The following is a 16,369-nucleotide window of genomic DNA, read 5'->3' as shown; positions in this document are numbered from 1 at the left end:
TTTTCCAAAGGTTTTACTCCACCATGTCCCCCGATTGGCTGATTTTATTTGCTTACCTCGCCCTCTCTGTCACAGCCGGTCTTGCTGCCGGAAGGGGTCTGACCACTGTCACCGACTATTTCTCGGGCGAACGGAAATTGCCGGTCTGGGCTGTTACGATTTCGATCGTAGCCACAGAAACCTCTGCACTGACCTTCCTGAGTATTCCAGGACTGGCCATAGCCGGTAATTTCAGTTTTCTGCAGGTTGCACTGGGTTACATCATCGGAAGACTGATCATTTCGGTCTGGCTGATTCCACGGTATGCATCGGGGGATTTGTTTTCGGTGTATCAATGGATCGGGGCACGGTTTGGCGGTCAGGCCCAGCGGTCTTTATCGGGTGTATTCATGGTAACCCGCCTGCTTGCAGATGGTGTGCGGCTGTATGCCACTGCCATCCCGGTTGTCTTGCTGATGCATCAGACCGGCCTGATTCCGGTTGCCGGAACCGGGGCCTATGTGTTGGTTCTATCCATTCTTGGAGTAATCACTATTCTTTACACGGTTTTTGGTGGAATCCGTGCAGTGATCTGGACCGATGTGATTCAGTGGGTGGTCTATTTATCGGGAGGCATACTTGCACTGATTTCGGTCTGGTGGTTGCTTCCTGCCGGAGAGGCGCCGTCCCACCCGATGGTTTTTTTCAACCTGACCAGCGGTTCCGGCTCCTGGTTGGATTTCACGGAACCCTATCTGGCATTGAATGCCATTCTGGGGGGGATTTTACTCAGTATGGCCAGCCATGGGACCGATCAGATTATCGTCCAGCGGGTACTGTGTACTCCCTCGGTCCGTGATGCCAGAATGGCCATGTCGCTGTCGGGAATTCTGGTCTTTTTTCAATTTATTCTTTTCCTGTCGATCGGTTATTTACTGGGTGTCTTTTATCAGGATACCCCGCTTCGCCCCGATGAAGTGTTCTCACGCTTCATTGTCACTCAATTGCCAACGGGTTTTGCAGGTCTGATTATCGCGGCTGTGATCGCAGCGGCCATGAGCACCATCAGTTCTTCCATCAATGCACTGGCAGCCTCAACGCTTTCCGACTGGAAACTGATCCCCATCACCCATGATAACGGACTCAGCCGCTCCCGGTGGGTCAGTGTCGGTTGGGGAGTGGTTCTGACCCTGGTCTCAATTCTTCTGGTGGCCGGTGGCGGCATTTTTAAAGAAAAAGTGGTTGAAACCGGACTGGCCATTGCTTCGGTCACCTACGGGCCGGTTCTGGGTGTGTTTCTTCTGGGACTGACCGGGAAAACACCCCGGTGGCCAGTGTTGCTTGGTTCATTGGTGCTGTCTCTGGTTTCGATGGTTTTTCTGGTATTTTTCACTCCGGTGGCCTGGACCTGGTTCACGGCTTCCGGTCTGGTACTTTTCACCTTCTTCTGCGGATTACTGACCCGGTTTACCTATGAATGAGCGATTGTTGTCGACCCTTGACTGGGTCATGATCGGATCCTTTCTGTTATTGTCCCTGATTATTGGACTGGTGTACTCTAAACGGGCCGGAAAAAGCACCGAGGAGTACTTTCTTTCCGGACGCAAGTTACCCTGGTGGATTGCAGGAACGGCCATGGTGGCCACCACTTTTGCGGCTGATACGCCTCTTGCAGTCACCGAACTGGTTGCCCGGGATGGTATTTCGGGTAACTGGCTGTGGTGGTCCATGGCCATAGGCGGGATGATGACAGTTTTCTTCTTTGCTCCGCTTTGGCGCCGTGCCGGGGTGCTCACCGATCTGGAGTTTACGGAACTTCGCTATGACGGACCGGCTGCGGCCTTTCTTCGCGGTTTCCGCGCGGTTTATCTCGGTTTGTTCATGAATGCGGTGATCATCGGGTGGGTCAATCTGGCCATGGTAAAAATTGTGACCGTGGTGCTTCCCGGTCTTTCCCCGGAAGGCTTTATCCTGGGAGCCATGGTCTTTGTGGCTATTTATTCCTCGCTGTCCGGCCAGTGGGGTGTGGCGGTTACCGATACGTTCCAGTTTGTTCTTGCCATGACCGGTTGTGTGGTTCTGGCCTGGTTTGCACTTGACCATCCCTCAATCGGAGGAATTGAAGGGTTGCAATCCAATCTGTTGTCGTCTACGTTCGAAATGGTGCCCCGGATAACCGATACATCGGTGTCGGGGGTTCTGAGTCTGAGTCTGGCTGCCTTTTTTACCTACATCGGCGTGATCTGGTGGTCCAGCTGGTATCCGGGAAATGAGCCTGGCGGAGGCGGATACATCGCTCAGCGGATGATGTCGGCGAAAAATGAGACCCACGCCCTTGTTTCCACTTTGTGGTTCAATATCGCCCATTATTGCCTTCGTCCCTGGCCATGGATCCTCGTGGCTCTTGTCTCGCTGGTGATGTTTCCCGGTCTTCCCGAATCGGATCAGGGAAAGGGATTTGTCATGGTGATGAAGGAAGTTCTTCCCTCCGGCTGGTATGGGTTTTTACTGGCGGCCTTCCTGGCTGCTTACATGAGCACCATATCGACCCATCTGAACTGGGGAGCCAGTTATGTCGTCAATGACATGCTGAAAAGGTTTGTGGTGCCCAATAAATCCGACCGGCGATTGGTCTGGTATTCCCGGCTGGTGACGGTGGTCATCATGCTGATCTCATTCTGGATGACCTTTAACGTTATGTCAACCATTGCCGGGGCCTGGCAATTTATCATCGACTGCGGGGCCGGAATGGGGCTGGTACTGATTCTTCGCTGGTATTGGTGGAGGATCAATGCGTGGTCAGAACTGGCGGCTATGCTGACCCCGCTGGTGGTTTACCCGATTCTGACCCTGGGTTTTCAATTGGAATTTCCGTACACCACCCTGGTCACCACAGCCGTAACCACGCTTTCATGGATTCTGGTGACGCTGATTTCACCACCGGTTAACCATCAGCATCTGACCGCCTTTTATCGGAAAACCCGTCCGCTGGGCCCGGGCTGGACCCGTTTCAGAAATGAACTGAACCTGGAAGGAGTGGGCATTCCGCTCAGCCGACTGTTTAAGTTGTGGATTCTGGGTATCACGGTTATTTACGGTACCTTGTTCGCCATTGCCTGCTTTATTTTCAACCGGTATGATCTGGCCATTGCCTTTACCGGTCTGGTTGGAGTGGCTGCCGGTCTTCTTAAAATGGATTACGATTCACACGGATGGAGTTTCTGGGATCAGTGACCGGTCGGATGTTTAAATGACCATGATCAATCTGACCCCATTCCGGGTTTTTCCGGTCATTTTTAAAAAGTATCTGCAATACCTGCAGATCGAAAAAAACCTTTCTGATCATTCATTGGATGCCTACCGGCTCGATCTGATCCGTTACGCGGCCTGGCTGTCCGATTCCGGCATACAAAGCCTCAGCCAGATTACCCTTGCCGATCTTGAATCCTTTATGGGACAGTTGCACGATGTGGGACTTGCTCCGGCCAGCATGGCCCGTAATATTTCCACTCTCAGAGGATTTCACAAGTTTCTGGTGGCCGAGTCGGTCACTGGTTCAGACCCCACCGAGCTGATTGATTCCATCCGGCTTCCCAGGAAACTCCCCGACATTCTGACCGTGGATGAAATGCTCAGACTGCTCTCCATGGCCAATCCGGAGCATCCGATCGGATTGCGGGACCGTGCCATTCTGGAACTCCTGTACGCCACCGGCATGCGGGTGGGCGAACTGATCAGCCTGAAACAGTCTCAGTTGTTCTTCGACCTGAGTCTGGTCAGGGTATTCGGAAAGGGCAGTAAAGAACGTCTGGTGCCCGCAGGTGAAGGTGCCATTCACTATGTCCGTCGTTATCAGACAGGAACAAGAACGATTCATGCCCGGTTTGGAAAGAGCAAAGACACCCTGTTTCTGAATCAGCGGGGAACCGGACTCAGCCGCATGACCATTCTGACTCTGGTAAAAACCTATGCCGGACTCGCTGGTATACATAAGGAAGTCACTCCTCACACATTCAGACATTCCTTTGCCACCCATCTGCTTGAAGGTGGTGCCGATCTGCGTGCCGTCCAGGAAATGCTGGGTCATGCAGACATTTCAACCACCCAGATTTATACCCATCTCGACCGGCAATACCTCACAGAAATCCACCGGCAGTTTCATCCGCGGAGTTCCGGCATGTGACCGGTAACCAAAAAATGGCTTCATGCATCCGGAACCGGTTTCTTTTCGGGCCCGGCAGATGTATTTTTATAATTTATTTTTAACTTCATGACCAAAGATTTAAAAGTCGGCCTCGTTGTTTTCCTCAGTTTTGTGATTCTGATAGGCGGCTTAATGTGGCTGAAGGATTGGTCATTTTCACGGGATTCACGTGTCTATGTGGCCGAATTCGCCGATACCATTGGTTTATTGGAAGGCGATCCGGTTTTTGTCCGTGGCGTGAAGGTTGGGAAAGTGGATCGGATTGAAGTCACCCCTGATCATGTATCGGTCAGACTATCGGTCGAAACCGATGTGCCGGTTTACACCGATGCGTCTGCAAAAATCGGCATGCTTGAAATTCTGACGGGAAAAAAGGTTGATCTGATTCCCGGCATCAGCGGAATCGATCTTGCGGAAGGCGGTGTGATCCGCGGATCCATCGGAGCTGACATACCGGTTATGCTCAGTCAGGTGAATGAAGTCAGTGATGACCTGAAAACCCTGATCAGAAGCATGAATAAAACGCTGGAAGGACTCAACTCCATCCTGACTGACAAGGAATTTCAGCAGAACAGCCGCAAACTGGTGGATCAGCTGGCTGTGACCAGCACCAATCTGGCCGATATGACCACCAAGCTGAATGATAACAGTGATTCATTCGGAAAACTGATCGGACAACTGACCTTGCTGAGTACCACACTGAATCAGGCCGTGACCGAAATAACTCCGAAAGCAGGAACCACACTTGAGGCCACCACCCTGACCATGCGCACACTGAATGAAGCCGTTTTGAAACTGAGCAACAATCTTGAAACACTGCAAAACAATCAGTCACTGGCTTCAAAACTGATTTACGATCCGGCCTTTGCAACCAAATTTACAGCAACTGTCGATACACTGAACCACTTTTTAAACCACATCAGAACCAAACCCGTAAAGCTGGATATCGACATCTGGTGAAAACCGGATGGGGTCTCAGCCTGATGCCCGGAGGACTTGAATGAAAAAAATCTGGATAATTGCCCTTCTTCTTACCACGGTCAGCCCTGCTGCCTTTTCCCAGATCTATGGCGGACATGGTAAACTGTCGCATACCGTGACCTCGTTTATGCCACCGCAGGGAAATTACTTTCTTGGTATCGAGTCATTCTCCTCCTTTGTTCCCGTGACTTACACCGATAAATCACTCAGCAACGGACCCATCACCTCGAATTACCTGCTGTTTGATTATGCCATTTCTGACTTTGCAATGACCACTTTCGGGTTTAATGTTTTCCAGATGAACCGGTTTGTTGATGAAGCCACCACGGGACTGGGACCGGTTACCTTTTCGGTTAAACTGGGTAACATTGAGTTTATGAATTCTGCACTTAGAACCGGCTTTTTAATTACATCTACTTTTTCGGTTGGCAAGCAGAATAACATCCTTTTTAATCCTTATTACTCTGGCGCACTCGAATTTGGACTCTGGAATTACTGGTCCTACTATTTCAATACCGAACTGATCAAACAAAGTGAGAGTGTTCACCTGAATATCGGGATGATCACCCATAATGAAAATCAGTTGGAATATTCAAATAACACCACTTCCTACGAGATCCCGGGCCGGTCGGTTGGAATCAAATACATGCTGGGTTACCAGTATCCGTTTGGTGCCTGGAAGTTTTCGGGTGAATTGTGGGGCGAACAATTTTTCAAACAACCAGACCCGATCATTTATTCGCGTGAATCCTATGCCTATCTGAACGGGGGAGTAAGCTATCGGTTTGACCTGTGGGAACTCAGAGCCAGTGCTGATCTTCTGTTGCTGGGATATACCGATGAAACCGATTATACCAAAGGCGCCCTGTACGGTTATCCTCAGCCGACCACCAGTGCCATGAATTACAGCCCCTTCTTTATTCAGGTTGGTTTTAACTTGAACCTGTCGGATATCGTGAATGGATGGATGGGTTATGAAACGGCCGTTTATAACTACGATCGTGTTAAAAAAGAAGATTATACCACCGATCTGCGCCGCGATGATATTCTGACCAAGATTGAACTCGAATATTACCGGGATCTGTATTCCTGCTTTAAAGCCGCCCGCCGGTATGATGAATCCCTGCAGGGGACCCTCTATGTCGATTTTGTTGTGAAAGAGGATGGCACTGTTGGCGATCATAAGATTGTGGTTTCCACCTTCGACTCTGCCTTCGGTCCGCAGTTGGAAGAGTGTATGATGAGCGAAGTCACCCGCTGGACCTTCCCGAAAGGTGACAAGCCCATCCGCTTTGAAATTGTCCCGCTGAATTTCAGGTAAACGGCAAGAATGACCTGTCTTTTCCCCGGACAGGATCATGTTCCGGTTCACACCCGGGATAACCACTCTGTAAAATTGGAAATGTCTGGTTCAGGGAATTTCCGGCGAAAGCCGGAATCCCTGCTGCCTATTCCATTCCTGCCCCTCCCAATGAATTCTCAAGTTAATTAGCATGATCCGCACGTTGCTTCTGTTTCTGATTTTAATCTGCCTTTTTGCTCCGGTCATTTCAGCACAAACCGTTGCACAGGACAAACTGTCTGCATCCGGTCGTGGCGGAATGGTGGTTTCGGTTCATCCGCTGGCCTCTCAGGCCGGTATTCAGATTCTGAGAGAAGGAGGAAATGCCTTCGATGCTGCAGTGGCGGTGGGGTTGGCTCTTCAATCGGTACATCCCTCGGCCGGAAACATTGGAGGCGGTGGTTTTGCGGTGATTCATTTGGCCGATGGACGGCAATTTACACTCGATTTCAGAGAAACGGCCCCGGGTAAGGCAACTCGGGACATGTTCATGGCTGACAGCATGGTTCAGAATCAGGCGTCGGTGTTCGGGGCTTTGTCTGTTGGGGTTCCCGGTACCATCAGAGGGCTTGAGGCTTTGCGAAGCCGGTTCGGTACCCAATCCTGGAGTCGGTTGGCTGAACCGGCTGTTCGTCTGGCTAAGGCTCATCGGTTAACCCCATCGGGTGCCAGACAATTAAATGCTTCCAGGGAATCGCTATCCAGATATCCCGAAACCGCAGTCATTTACGTGAAGGATTCATCGGACGGATGGCAACCAGGTGATACCTTGTTTCAACCCGATCTTGCCCGTACACTCGAAAGGCTCCGTGACCGTGGCCCTGAAGATTTTTATCTGGGAGAGACCGCGCGATTCATTCTGCAAACCATGAAAAAACATGGTGGATGGATTGGGGAAGCAGATCTTGCCGGTTACCAGCCAGTCTGGAGGGAACCTCTGAAACTGCCCTGGCGTGATTTGCAGCTTATTACCATGAGTCTCCCCTCATCGGGTGGAATGATACTGGCACAGACCCTGCACTTTCTCAATGCAACCTCCCCGGATAGTATCGGGTGGAACCATCCAGCTTTTGTTCACGGGTTACTGACCACCTGGCAACTGGCCTATGCCGACCGGTCGGCCTGGCTGGGGGACCCCGGATTCGTTACCATTCCCTGGGACACCCTGCTGTCTGAATCCTATTGGAGGAAAAGATGGAGTTCCATTCCATCCGATCGTCATCCGTCTTCCGAAGAAGTTGGACCGGGAATGATCAGCGGATATGAACCAGGAGAAACCACCCATTTTGGTATTGTTGACTCGCTTGGAAATGCCATTTCGGTAACTTACACACTGAATGGCGGATTCGGATCCTGTCTGGTGGTTGATGGGGCCGGCTTTTTGCTCAACAACCAAATGGATGATTTTGCAACCCGTCCCGGAGTCGGAAACCTGTATGGCCTGATCGGGTCCCGGGCCAATTCCATCGCTCCCGGAAAGCGGATGTTAAGTTCGATGACTCCAACGATCGTATTACGCAATGGTAAGCCATGGCTTATTGCCGGAGGACCTGGCGGATCACGCATTCCGACCGGTGTGAGTCAGGTTCTGATCAATTCCATTCTTCTTGACCTGTCACCCCATGAGGCCGTTAACCATCCCAGAATTCACTATCAGTGGATTCCTGATGAGGTGATTCTCGAACCGGGTGCCCTTCCCGATTCAGTCATTGCCCGGCTGAAAGCCTGGGGCTGGAAAGTGGCAGATCCGCAACCCTTTGCCTACGGAAGAACCAAACTGATCCGGCTTGAAGGCGGGACGTTTTCCGGATCGGCAGATCACCGCGGAGGTGGTGCCGCCATTCCGGTCCGGTGAGAAAAAACTGAATAACCATGGGTTGATTCAACACCGGAATACCATTTAGCGTTGGTCGGATTTTTCACAAGTCCATGATTTTAAACTATTTGCAAAGTATGATTTTCTTTGTAAATTACATGAGGCTTGTTAAAAAAAAACCGGAACCATGCAGGACGCTCACCCACAAACGGACGATGATCAGCAACTAAAGAACTTGCTGGATGTTTGTCACCGGAATCTGAAATCGGTTGATGACAACATGATCCGGAAGGCCTATCATTTTTCCCTGCAGGCCCATCAGAATATCAAGCGTGCCAGTGGAGAACCCTATTTTGTTCATCCGTTGGCGGTAGCCACCATTCTTGCAGAGGAATTGATTCTGGATGATATCTCGGTTGCAGCCGCGCTTCTGCATGATATCCTCGAAGACACCGATTACGATTTCGATACCATGGTGGCCGAGTTTGGCCCCACCGTTGCCAATCTGGTGGATGGTGCGACGAAAATCACCGACATGTTTAAAAGCCATGAGGTGACCGAGGCGGAAAGTTTCAGGAAACTGATGCTGTTCATGATCAAGGATATCAGGGTGATTCTGGTCAAATTCGCCGACCGTCTGCACAACATGCGTACGCTGGAATACCTGCCGCCAGCCAAACAGCGGAAAATGGCAGGCGAAACCATGGATATCTATGCCCCGCTGGCCCACCGGTTCGGACTCTGGCAGATTAAATGGGAATTCGAAGACCTCAGTTTTAAATTCCTCCATCCCGAGAGTTATGAAGACATTTACCGGAAGGTGAATACCCGCCGCGAAGAACGTGAATCGTACATTCAGAACTTCTCCCAACCCATTGTTGAGCGTCTGAAGGCTGGAGGATTCCGGTTCGAACTCAGCGGGCGTCCCAAGCATTTTTATTCCATCTACAATAAGATGGTCAAACGGAACAAGCCTTTCGAGGAAATTTATGATCTGTTTGCGGTCAGAATCATTCTCGATACCGACAAGGCATATGACTGCTTTACTGTTTATGGGATTGTTTCCGATATCTACTTTCCTGTACCGGTCCGGTTTAAAGATTACATCTCGGTTCCCAAGCACAATGGCTATCAGAGTATTCATACCACCGTTTTCGGACCGCAGGGAAAAATGGTGGAAGTCCAGATCAGAACCCGTCAGATGCACGAAATTGCTGAAAAGGGTGTGGCCGCCCACTGGTCCTACAAGGAAAACAACGGATCGGTTGCCTCTGACAATGAGGAATGGATTTCCTGGGTGCGCGAAATATTCGAACAGGCCGATTCCACCGATAATCCCAATCAGTTTATCGAGGATTTCAAACTGAATTTGTTTCAGGATGAAATTTTTGTCTTTACTCCCAAAGGGGATCTCAAAATCTTACCCATCGGAGCCACTCCCGTCGATTTTGCCTATGAAATTCACACCGATGTGGGGAATCATTGCATTGGGGCCAAGATCAACGGCAAAATTGTTCAGTTGAACACAAAAATTGAGAATGGTCAGCAGGTCGAAATCATCACCTCGAAGAACCAGAAACCGAATCCGGCCTGGGAAAAGTTTGCGGTCACCCACAAAGCCAAAAGCAAAATCAGAGCCTGGTTGAATGAAGAGCGCCGGAATCTGACCGATCTGGGAAAAGACCTGTGGGAAAAGCGTCTGAAGAAGGCCCGCCTGAAACTGAATGAATTGGAGTTCAATAAAATCATTCAGGAAATGCGGTATTCCAATCAATCCTCCTTTTTCTATGCCATTGGTGACAATCAGATTAATGTGGATGACTTCGTCGAAAAACTGCAGGCGCGGCTGAGTGCACCTAAGAAGGAGAAGGAAGAGGAAAAACCCGAATTCGGATCCTTACCCGATTTTCTGAAGCGAACACGGCAGCAGACCCGTTCGGTGATGGTTGAAGGACAGTCTGCCAACATTCAGATGACTTATGCCAAATGCTGTTCACCGGTTCCCGGTGATGACATCATCGGCTATGTGACTGTCGGAGAAGGCATTAAGGTTCACCGTAAGACCTGCCGGAACGTGACCGTGGCCGGTGGGGCCGATGTGAACCGGCTGGTCGAAGTGGACTGGCCCATCCGCAGAGAAGATGAATTTATGGCCGGAATCAGAATTGCCGGAGATGACCGGAAAGGGTTGGTCTCGGATGTGACCCAACTGATTTCCTCGATGAATACCAACATCCGTGGACTCAATTTCAATACCCGTGACGGCGTTTTTGATGGCTCCATCATTGTCTATGTGAAGGATATCGATCACCTGCAGCGTCTGATGGACCGGATCAGACGGGTGCCCGGGGTGAAAAACCTGTCCCGGTTAGAAGAGTAATCATCGGGAGGACTGTCATGAAACCCAGAGTTCGGACACTGACGAAAAAAGATGTGGCAAAAAAGGTGGCCGATGACCACGATGAACGGTTGTACCATACCACCCGGTGGGTCGATGCCACTTTCACGGCTCTGCGGGATATGATGCTGAACAGTCAGGAAGAAATCAGAATCGAGATCAGGGATTTTGGTGTGTTCGAGGTGAAGCTCACTCGGCCGAAACCCAAAGCAAGAAATCCGAAAACCGGCGATACGGTTTATATACCCTGGCGGAAAAAAACCCACTTTAAACCAAGTAAACTCATCAGGGAAAGCCTGCAGCAACCACTGACCGATACCGAGGTCCGTGAAATCATGGAAGAGGAATGACCGGTTATTATCTGGCACTCGATCTGGGCGACGTCCGGGTCGGACTTGCCAAATCGGATCCGCTCGGGTTATTTGCAACACCGCTTCCGTTTGTTCCCATACGCGAACTTGAATCGGCCATCCGTACCCACCTTCCAGCCTGCAAGGGGCTTGTGATCGGTCACCCGGTGAATCTGAAGGGAGAAACGGCCCAGAAAGCCCAATGGGTGGAAACGATGGTGGAAAAAATCAGGGTAGCCTTTCCCGATTTACCCATCCACATGGTAGATGAACGGTTCACAACCGTGATAGCCGGACAGAAAATCAGGGAATCGGGGATGCCAAAGAAAAAACGGGAAGAGAAGGGGAAGGTCGATTCCTGGGCAGCCGCCGAAATTTTGCAAAGTTTTCTGGACCGGCAGGTCCGCTGATCCACCACCCGTTCCCGCGTTTCTCCTTCATCCGGAATGTTCCTACCTTTGCAGTTGTTATCGTGAAAAAATGAGAGAGATTGAATGATTTTGCCGATTTACACCATGGGAGATGAGGTGCTTCGCCGGGAAGCGGTGGATCTGCATGAACGCACACCCGAAACCGATGTGCTGATCAAAAACATGTTTGAAACCATGTATCAGGCCGATGGAATTGGTCTGGCGGCCCCTCAGGTGGGAAAATCCATCAATCTGCTGGTCCTGGATATTTCCATGCTGGAAGATGGGGAAGGAACCGACCCCATGGCCATTATCAATCCGGTATTTCTGGATAAACAGGGTTCCTGTTCCATGGAAGAAGGCTGCCTGTCGGTTCCCGGAATCAATGACCTGGTGGAACGGCCCGAGATCATTACCCTGCGATATCTGGATGACCAGTTCCGTGAGCGGACCGCCACTTTTGATGGCATGCTGGCCCGGGTCATTCAGCATGAATATGATCATTTACGCGGAACCCTCTTTGTTGATTACCTCTCGGCTTTCAGAAAAACCATGCTGAAAGGGAAATTCCGAAACATACAAAAAGGCAATGTCGATGTTGATTACGTCATTGCCGACAAAACCGGTGTCTGATTCACCGGATACCATTCCAACCAAACCGGCTTACAATTACTGACATGCGACTGATTTTTATGGGAACCCCCGATTTTGCGGTTCCTTCCCTGACTGCATTGGCTCAGGCTGGTTTTTTGCCTGTGGCCGTGGTGACGGGCCCCGATAAACCACGGGGCCGTGGTCAGCAGCTCTCATTTACCCCCGTCAAGCAAAAAGCAATTGAACTTGGCATCGAAACGATAATAGAAACCGATTCACCTACTTCAGATGAGTTGTTCAGCCAGATTCGTGAGCTGCGTCCCGATCTGTTGGTGGTCGTGGCGTTCAGAATTCTTCCCGAACGCCTGTTTTCCTTTCCTTCAAAAGGAACGTTCAATCTGCATGCCAGCCTTTTACCCCGGTACCGGGGAGCTGCTCCCATTCAGTGGTGCCTGATCAATGGGGACAACGAAACCGGCGTAACCACCTTCTTCCTGCAGAAATCGGTCGATACAGGCTCGGTGATTGGTCAGAAAAAACTGTCCATCCCCGAAACCATGACCGGTACGGAATTATACCGGTCCCTTTCCGAACTGGGAGCCGAACTGGTGGTGGAAACTGTCAGACAGATCGATACCGGAACCGTCCGGACTGTGCCGCAGGATGATACGCTGGCAACACCGGCCCGGAAAATCACTCGTGAAGATTCCCGGATCCGATGGGATGAACCCGGTGATGCCATCCGTAACCGGATCCGTGCCTTTGAGGATTCACCGGGTGCGTGGTGCCTGCTGGATGGCAAAGTATTAAAACTCTTTCAGGTTGATTTTGAAAAAGGATCTTCGTATCCTCAAACTGCTTTCGGATTGATCACCGGGTATACAGACAACCACATTATCATTGCTGTAAGGGACGGAGTCCTTCGGGTCCGTTATTTACAGTTAGAAGGAAAAAAGCGACTTTCCGTCAGCAATTTTCTCAATGGATATCCATTGAGTTTTCCGAAACAAATCGAGTAAATTGAAAAAAAGGAGTTCACCATGGCAAGAAGTTTAAACAAAGTGATGCTGATCGGAAACGCTGGAAAAGATCCGGAAGTCCGGTACACCCCATCGAGTGCAGTGGTTGCCAATCTGACGCTGGCCACCACCGATTCTTACAAGGATGCGGGTGGTCAGACGGTTGAAAAAACCGAATGGCACAACCTGGTTTTCTGGGGGAAGACAGCCGAAATCGTTCGTGATTATGTAAAAAAGGGCAATCGTCTGTATGTGGAAGGCCGCATTCAGACCCGTTCATGGGATGATAAGGAAACCAATCAGAAGCGTTTTAAGACCGAAATCGTGGTTACCGATCTGATGCTGCTGACTCCCAAGGCAGGGGGCGGTGAAGGAGACGTGCCGGCCGGTAATCAGGTTCCTAAATCGGAATATGCGGCGGAACCGACCTACAACGTGGCCGAGGACGATGACCTTCCGTTCTGAAACGGTACAGACGGGAAGCCGGCGCTTCTGTCAGGAAGTGGGCTTCCCGTTGTTTTTTATCTACCTTTGCGCCATTATGTTTTACCAGTCCGGATATCCCATCGTTGGATAGTTACCTACCTCAGCTGTTTATTTTCTTTTCCTGTCTGGCACTTTCTTTCTTTTTCAGCGGAACGGAAGTCGCCTTTTTCTCACTGAAACCAGAGCAGTTGAAACGGATGAGCAAATCATCCGATTTCACCGAGCGGCTTATCACCAAACTGATGGATGATTCCCGCCGGTTGCTGGTCACCATTCTGCTAATGAACAATGTGGTGAATGTCACCGCCTCGATTATTGCCGCCACCCTGACGGCTTCCTATCTGGATTATTTCCCAATCGAACCCTGGGCCGTTTTTCTGATCATGTCGGTGGTGCTGACTTTTGTTCTTCTGGTGCTGACCGAAATCACTCCAAAAATTATCGGAGCTCATCTGTCGGTCCGGTTTGCCGCGGTGGCCGCCCCTTTTCTCTATGTGATTTACCTGCTGACCGGATGGTTGGTGAAAGGAATTATTCTGAGCACCTCCTGGTTGAAAGTTTCACTGGGTGACCGGTCCGCCATGTCGGGTGAGGATATGAAAACCCTGGCGGATGTGGCTCATGATCACGATGTGCTGGAGGAGAAGGAACGGGAAATGATCACCTCACTGGCCGGTTTTTCTGAACGGACGGTTCGTGAAATCATGGTGGCGCGTATGGACATGGTCGCTATACCGGATGATGCAGATTTTAATGACGTGCTTGCCATTGTGCGGGAAAGCGGACATTCCAGAATTCCTGTTTATCATGAATCACTTGATAACATTTCGGGGATCCTGTATGCCAAGGACCTGATCCCTTTTCTTCAGGCCGGTCCGATGGTCACTGCTTTCGACCTCACGAAACTGGTCAGACAGCCCCTGTACATTCCGGAAGGGAAGCGGATTTACGATTTGCTGAAGGAATTTCAGTCACAGCGGATGCACATCGGCATTGTGGCAGATGAGTATGGAGGAACGGCCGGTCTGGTAACCATGGATGATGTGATTGGCGAAATCATTGGTGACTATCAGGAAGATCAGCCCGCCGCAGAACCCCTTATCAGAAAGACTGCCGCAGGCCAATGGTATGCAGATGGAAAAATTCCCATTGGTGAACTGGAAGCCGAGTTGGAAAGCAATCTGTCACTTGACGGAGATTTTGAAACACTGGCAGGTTACCTGCTGAACGCCATCGGCGCCATCCCAAAAGAAAAGGCCACCCTCAGGCGGGATGGATTCGAATTTACCATTGAACAGATGGACGGAAGACGGATTGCCGGTGTACGGATTGCGGTGTTGAATGGGTAAATGGATTCTTTGTCTGGTCAGCCTGTTGCTCTGTGGTAATCTTTTTGCTGCAGGTCAGGCCGATTCAACCGATTCATGGCTCGGAGAGGACAAACTGAAGCATGCGGCGGTCAGTGCCTGGCTGACAGGTGCCGGATTGCTGGTGGCCTCGCACCAGACCGGGTCTTCTTCCCGGGCACGGGAAGTGGTGATTCCATCGGTTATTCTCATTGGTCTGGGTAAAGAACTGGCCGACACGGCCAAGCCCGGCGGTTATTTCTCCTGGAAAGATCTGACGGCTGATCTGGTTGGTGTGACTCTTATGCTTCTGGTGGTATATCCATGAGCCATCAGCCCTTTTTCGATGCCGATGGCATTATTCACCTGCACACCAAGTATTCCGATGGGAGCGGTGAGATTCCCGATATCATGAAAGACGCTGCTGATCAGCAGCTCGATTTTATCATTTTCACCGATCATAACACGCTTAAACCACTCAAGGATGGGTGGGAAGGATGGTATGGATCGGTTTTGGCCATTATCGGGATGGAGATCAATGACCGGAATGATGAAAATCATCTGCTGGCCATGGGAATCGATGAACTGGCCGCAAAGAACAAACCGGCCACCGAATATGTGACCGAGGTGGTGGATCGCGGCGGCATTTGCTTCCTGGCCCATCCTCATGAAAAACGGGATCAGTTACCCCAATATCCTCCTTATCCCTGGAAGGCATGGGAAAGCCGCGACTTCACCGGCATGGAGATATGGAATCATATGTCGAGCTGGATGGAGGGATTGACTGAAGAGAATAAATATCAGCGGTTCATTCACCCGTTAAAATCACTGACCATCCCTCCCGATGAAACCCTTGCCAAATGGGATGAACTGAACCGTGAACGGCTGGTGGTGGGAATTGGCGGTTCGGATTGCCATGCCTTTGAACAGGAAATTCTGGGTGTAAAAGTACAGGTGTTTCCCTACAAAGTGGCTTTCAGGGCCATCAGGACCACTGTTTTACTCGAAACACCTCTCAGTCCGACCGATCCGTTTGCCACCTCAGAAGCAAAAATACTCGAGGCCCTCAGGACCGGTCGTTGTTTCTTTGTCAACTATTACCGCGGATCTGGCAAGGGATTCCGTTTCTGGTATGAAATGAGCGGATCAGAGCTGCAGATGGGTGACCGTCAGGCTTTCCAACCCGGCGTGTTCAAAATCTTTTCCCCTGAAATCAGAACCATCACGCTTCTGAAGGATGGGGTGGAAATTGCGCGGGTCACCGATACCGATCACCTCACCTTGCCGGCAGCGGGACCGGGCGTTTACCGTTCGGTGGTATGGTTTAACGATACCGGCTGGATTTACAGCAATCCGATCACCCTTCTTTAAACCGGTGGGACCGGGCATCGGCTTTTTAAACCTTGGTGCCAGATCGTATCTTCGGGGATTTTAAATTTTACTC

Annotated in this window: 15 protein-coding genes; all 15 read left to right on the top strand. The window is 50.6% G+C overall.

From position 1 onward, the window contains the following. Positions 1-23: 23 nt before the first annotated feature. The 15 genes from HUU10_02755 (at position 24) to HUU10_02685 (ending at position 16,296) form a co-directional block, all read left to right on the top strand. Positions 24-1,460 carry a sodium:solute symporter gene (locus tag HUU10_02755; GenBank protein ID NUQ80507.1) on the top strand — a complete coding sequence of 479 codons (1,437 nt, stop codon included), beginning with the start codon at positions 24-26 and terminating at the stop codon, positions 1,458-1,460. Further along, the gene (locus HUU10_02750; protein ID NUQ80506.1) at positions 1,453-3,213 is read left to right on the top strand and encodes a Na+:solute symporter; all 1,761 of its coding nucleotides are present in this window, start codon (positions 1,453-1,455) and stop codon (positions 3,211-3,213) included. The genes HUU10_02755 and HUU10_02750 overlap by 8 nt, the downstream gene beginning before the upstream one ends. 22 nt (positions 3,214-3,235) lie before the next feature. Next, complete coding sequence (gene xerD / locus HUU10_02745) at positions 3,236-4,162, top strand: site-specific tyrosine recombinase XerD (protein NUQ80505.1); 927 nt, start codon at positions 3,236-3,238, stop codon at positions 4,160-4,162. 87 nt (positions 4,163-4,249) lie between these two features. Then, a complete protein-coding gene (locus tag HUU10_02740) occupies positions 4,250-5,143 on the top strand; it encodes an MCE family protein (protein ID NUQ80504.1) in 894 nt (297 codons plus the stop codon). A gap of 40 nt (positions 5,144-5,183) precedes the next feature. Further along, the gene (locus HUU10_02735) at positions 5,184-6,485 is read left to right on the top strand and encodes an AgmX/PglI C-terminal domain-containing protein (GenBank protein NUQ80503.1); all 1,302 of its coding nucleotides are present in this window, start codon (positions 5,184-5,186) and stop codon (positions 6,483-6,485) included. Positions 6,486-6,657: 172 nt separating this feature from the next. Continuing rightward, complete coding sequence (gene ggt / locus HUU10_02730) at positions 6,658-8,361, top strand: gamma-glutamyltransferase (protein ID NUQ80502.1); 1,704 nt, start codon at positions 6,658-6,660, stop codon at positions 8,359-8,361. A 148-nt stretch (positions 8,362-8,509) separates the two neighbouring features. Continuing rightward, positions 8,510-10,702 carry a bifunctional (p)ppGpp synthetase/guanosine-3',5'-bis(diphosphate) 3'-pyrophosphohydrolase gene (locus HUU10_02725; protein NUQ80501.1) on the top strand — a complete coding sequence of 731 codons (2,193 nt, stop codon included), beginning with the start codon at positions 8,510-8,512 and terminating at the stop codon, positions 10,700-10,702. A gap of 17 nt (positions 10,703-10,719) precedes the next feature. Continuing rightward, positions 10,720-11,070, top strand: a complete 351-nt coding sequence (locus HUU10_02720; protein ID NUQ80500.1) for an HU family DNA-binding protein — start codon at positions 10,720-10,722, stop codon at positions 11,068-11,070. Beyond that, complete coding sequence (ruvX, locus tag HUU10_02715) at positions 11,067-11,480, top strand: Holliday junction resolvase RuvX (protein ID NUQ80499.1); 414 nt, start codon at positions 11,067-11,069, stop codon at positions 11,478-11,480. Before HUU10_02720 ends, ruvX begins: the two co-directional genes overlap by 4 nt. A gap of 84 nt (positions 11,481-11,564) precedes the next feature. Then, positions 11,565-12,113 (top strand): peptide deformylase, encoded by a 549-nt coding sequence (gene def / locus HUU10_02710; protein NUQ80498.1) that lies wholly within the window; start codon positions 11,565-11,567, stop codon positions 12,111-12,113. A 44-nt stretch (positions 12,114-12,157) separates the two neighbouring features. Beyond that, complete coding sequence (locus HUU10_02705; protein ID NUQ80497.1) at positions 12,158-13,093, top strand: methionyl-tRNA formyltransferase; 936 nt, start codon at positions 12,158-12,160, stop codon at positions 13,091-13,093. A gap of 21 nt (positions 13,094-13,114) precedes the next feature. Beyond that, positions 13,115-13,558, top strand: a complete 444-nt coding sequence (locus HUU10_02700; GenBank protein ID NUQ80496.1) for a single-stranded DNA-binding protein — start codon at positions 13,115-13,117, stop codon at positions 13,556-13,558. 104 nt (positions 13,559-13,662) lie between these two features. Continuing rightward, positions 13,663-14,928 (top strand): HlyC/CorC family transporter, encoded by a 1,266-nt coding sequence (locus HUU10_02695; GenBank protein NUQ80495.1) that lies wholly within the window; start codon positions 13,663-13,665, stop codon positions 14,926-14,928. Beyond that, positions 14,921-15,253 carry a hypothetical protein gene (locus HUU10_02690; protein NUQ80494.1) on the top strand — a complete coding sequence of 111 codons (333 nt, stop codon included), beginning with the start codon at positions 14,921-14,923 and terminating at the stop codon, positions 15,251-15,253. Before HUU10_02695 ends, HUU10_02690 begins: the two co-directional genes overlap by 8 nt. Continuing rightward, entirely contained in the window at positions 15,250-16,296 is a 1,047-nt protein-coding gene (locus HUU10_02685) for a PHP domain-containing protein (GenBank protein ID NUQ80493.1), read from the top strand. The genes HUU10_02690 and HUU10_02685 overlap by 4 nt, the downstream gene beginning before the upstream one ends. Positions 16,297-16,369: the final 73 nt, after the last annotated feature.

The sequence above is a fragment of the Bacteroidota bacterium genome (genome assembly GCA_013360915.1).
Classification (GTDB): domain Bacteria; phylum Bacteroidota; class JABWAT01; order JABWAT01; family JABWAT01; genus JABWAT01.
Note: the sequence above shows the minus strand (reverse complement) of the source record. Positions and strands in the feature narration are given on the sequence as shown.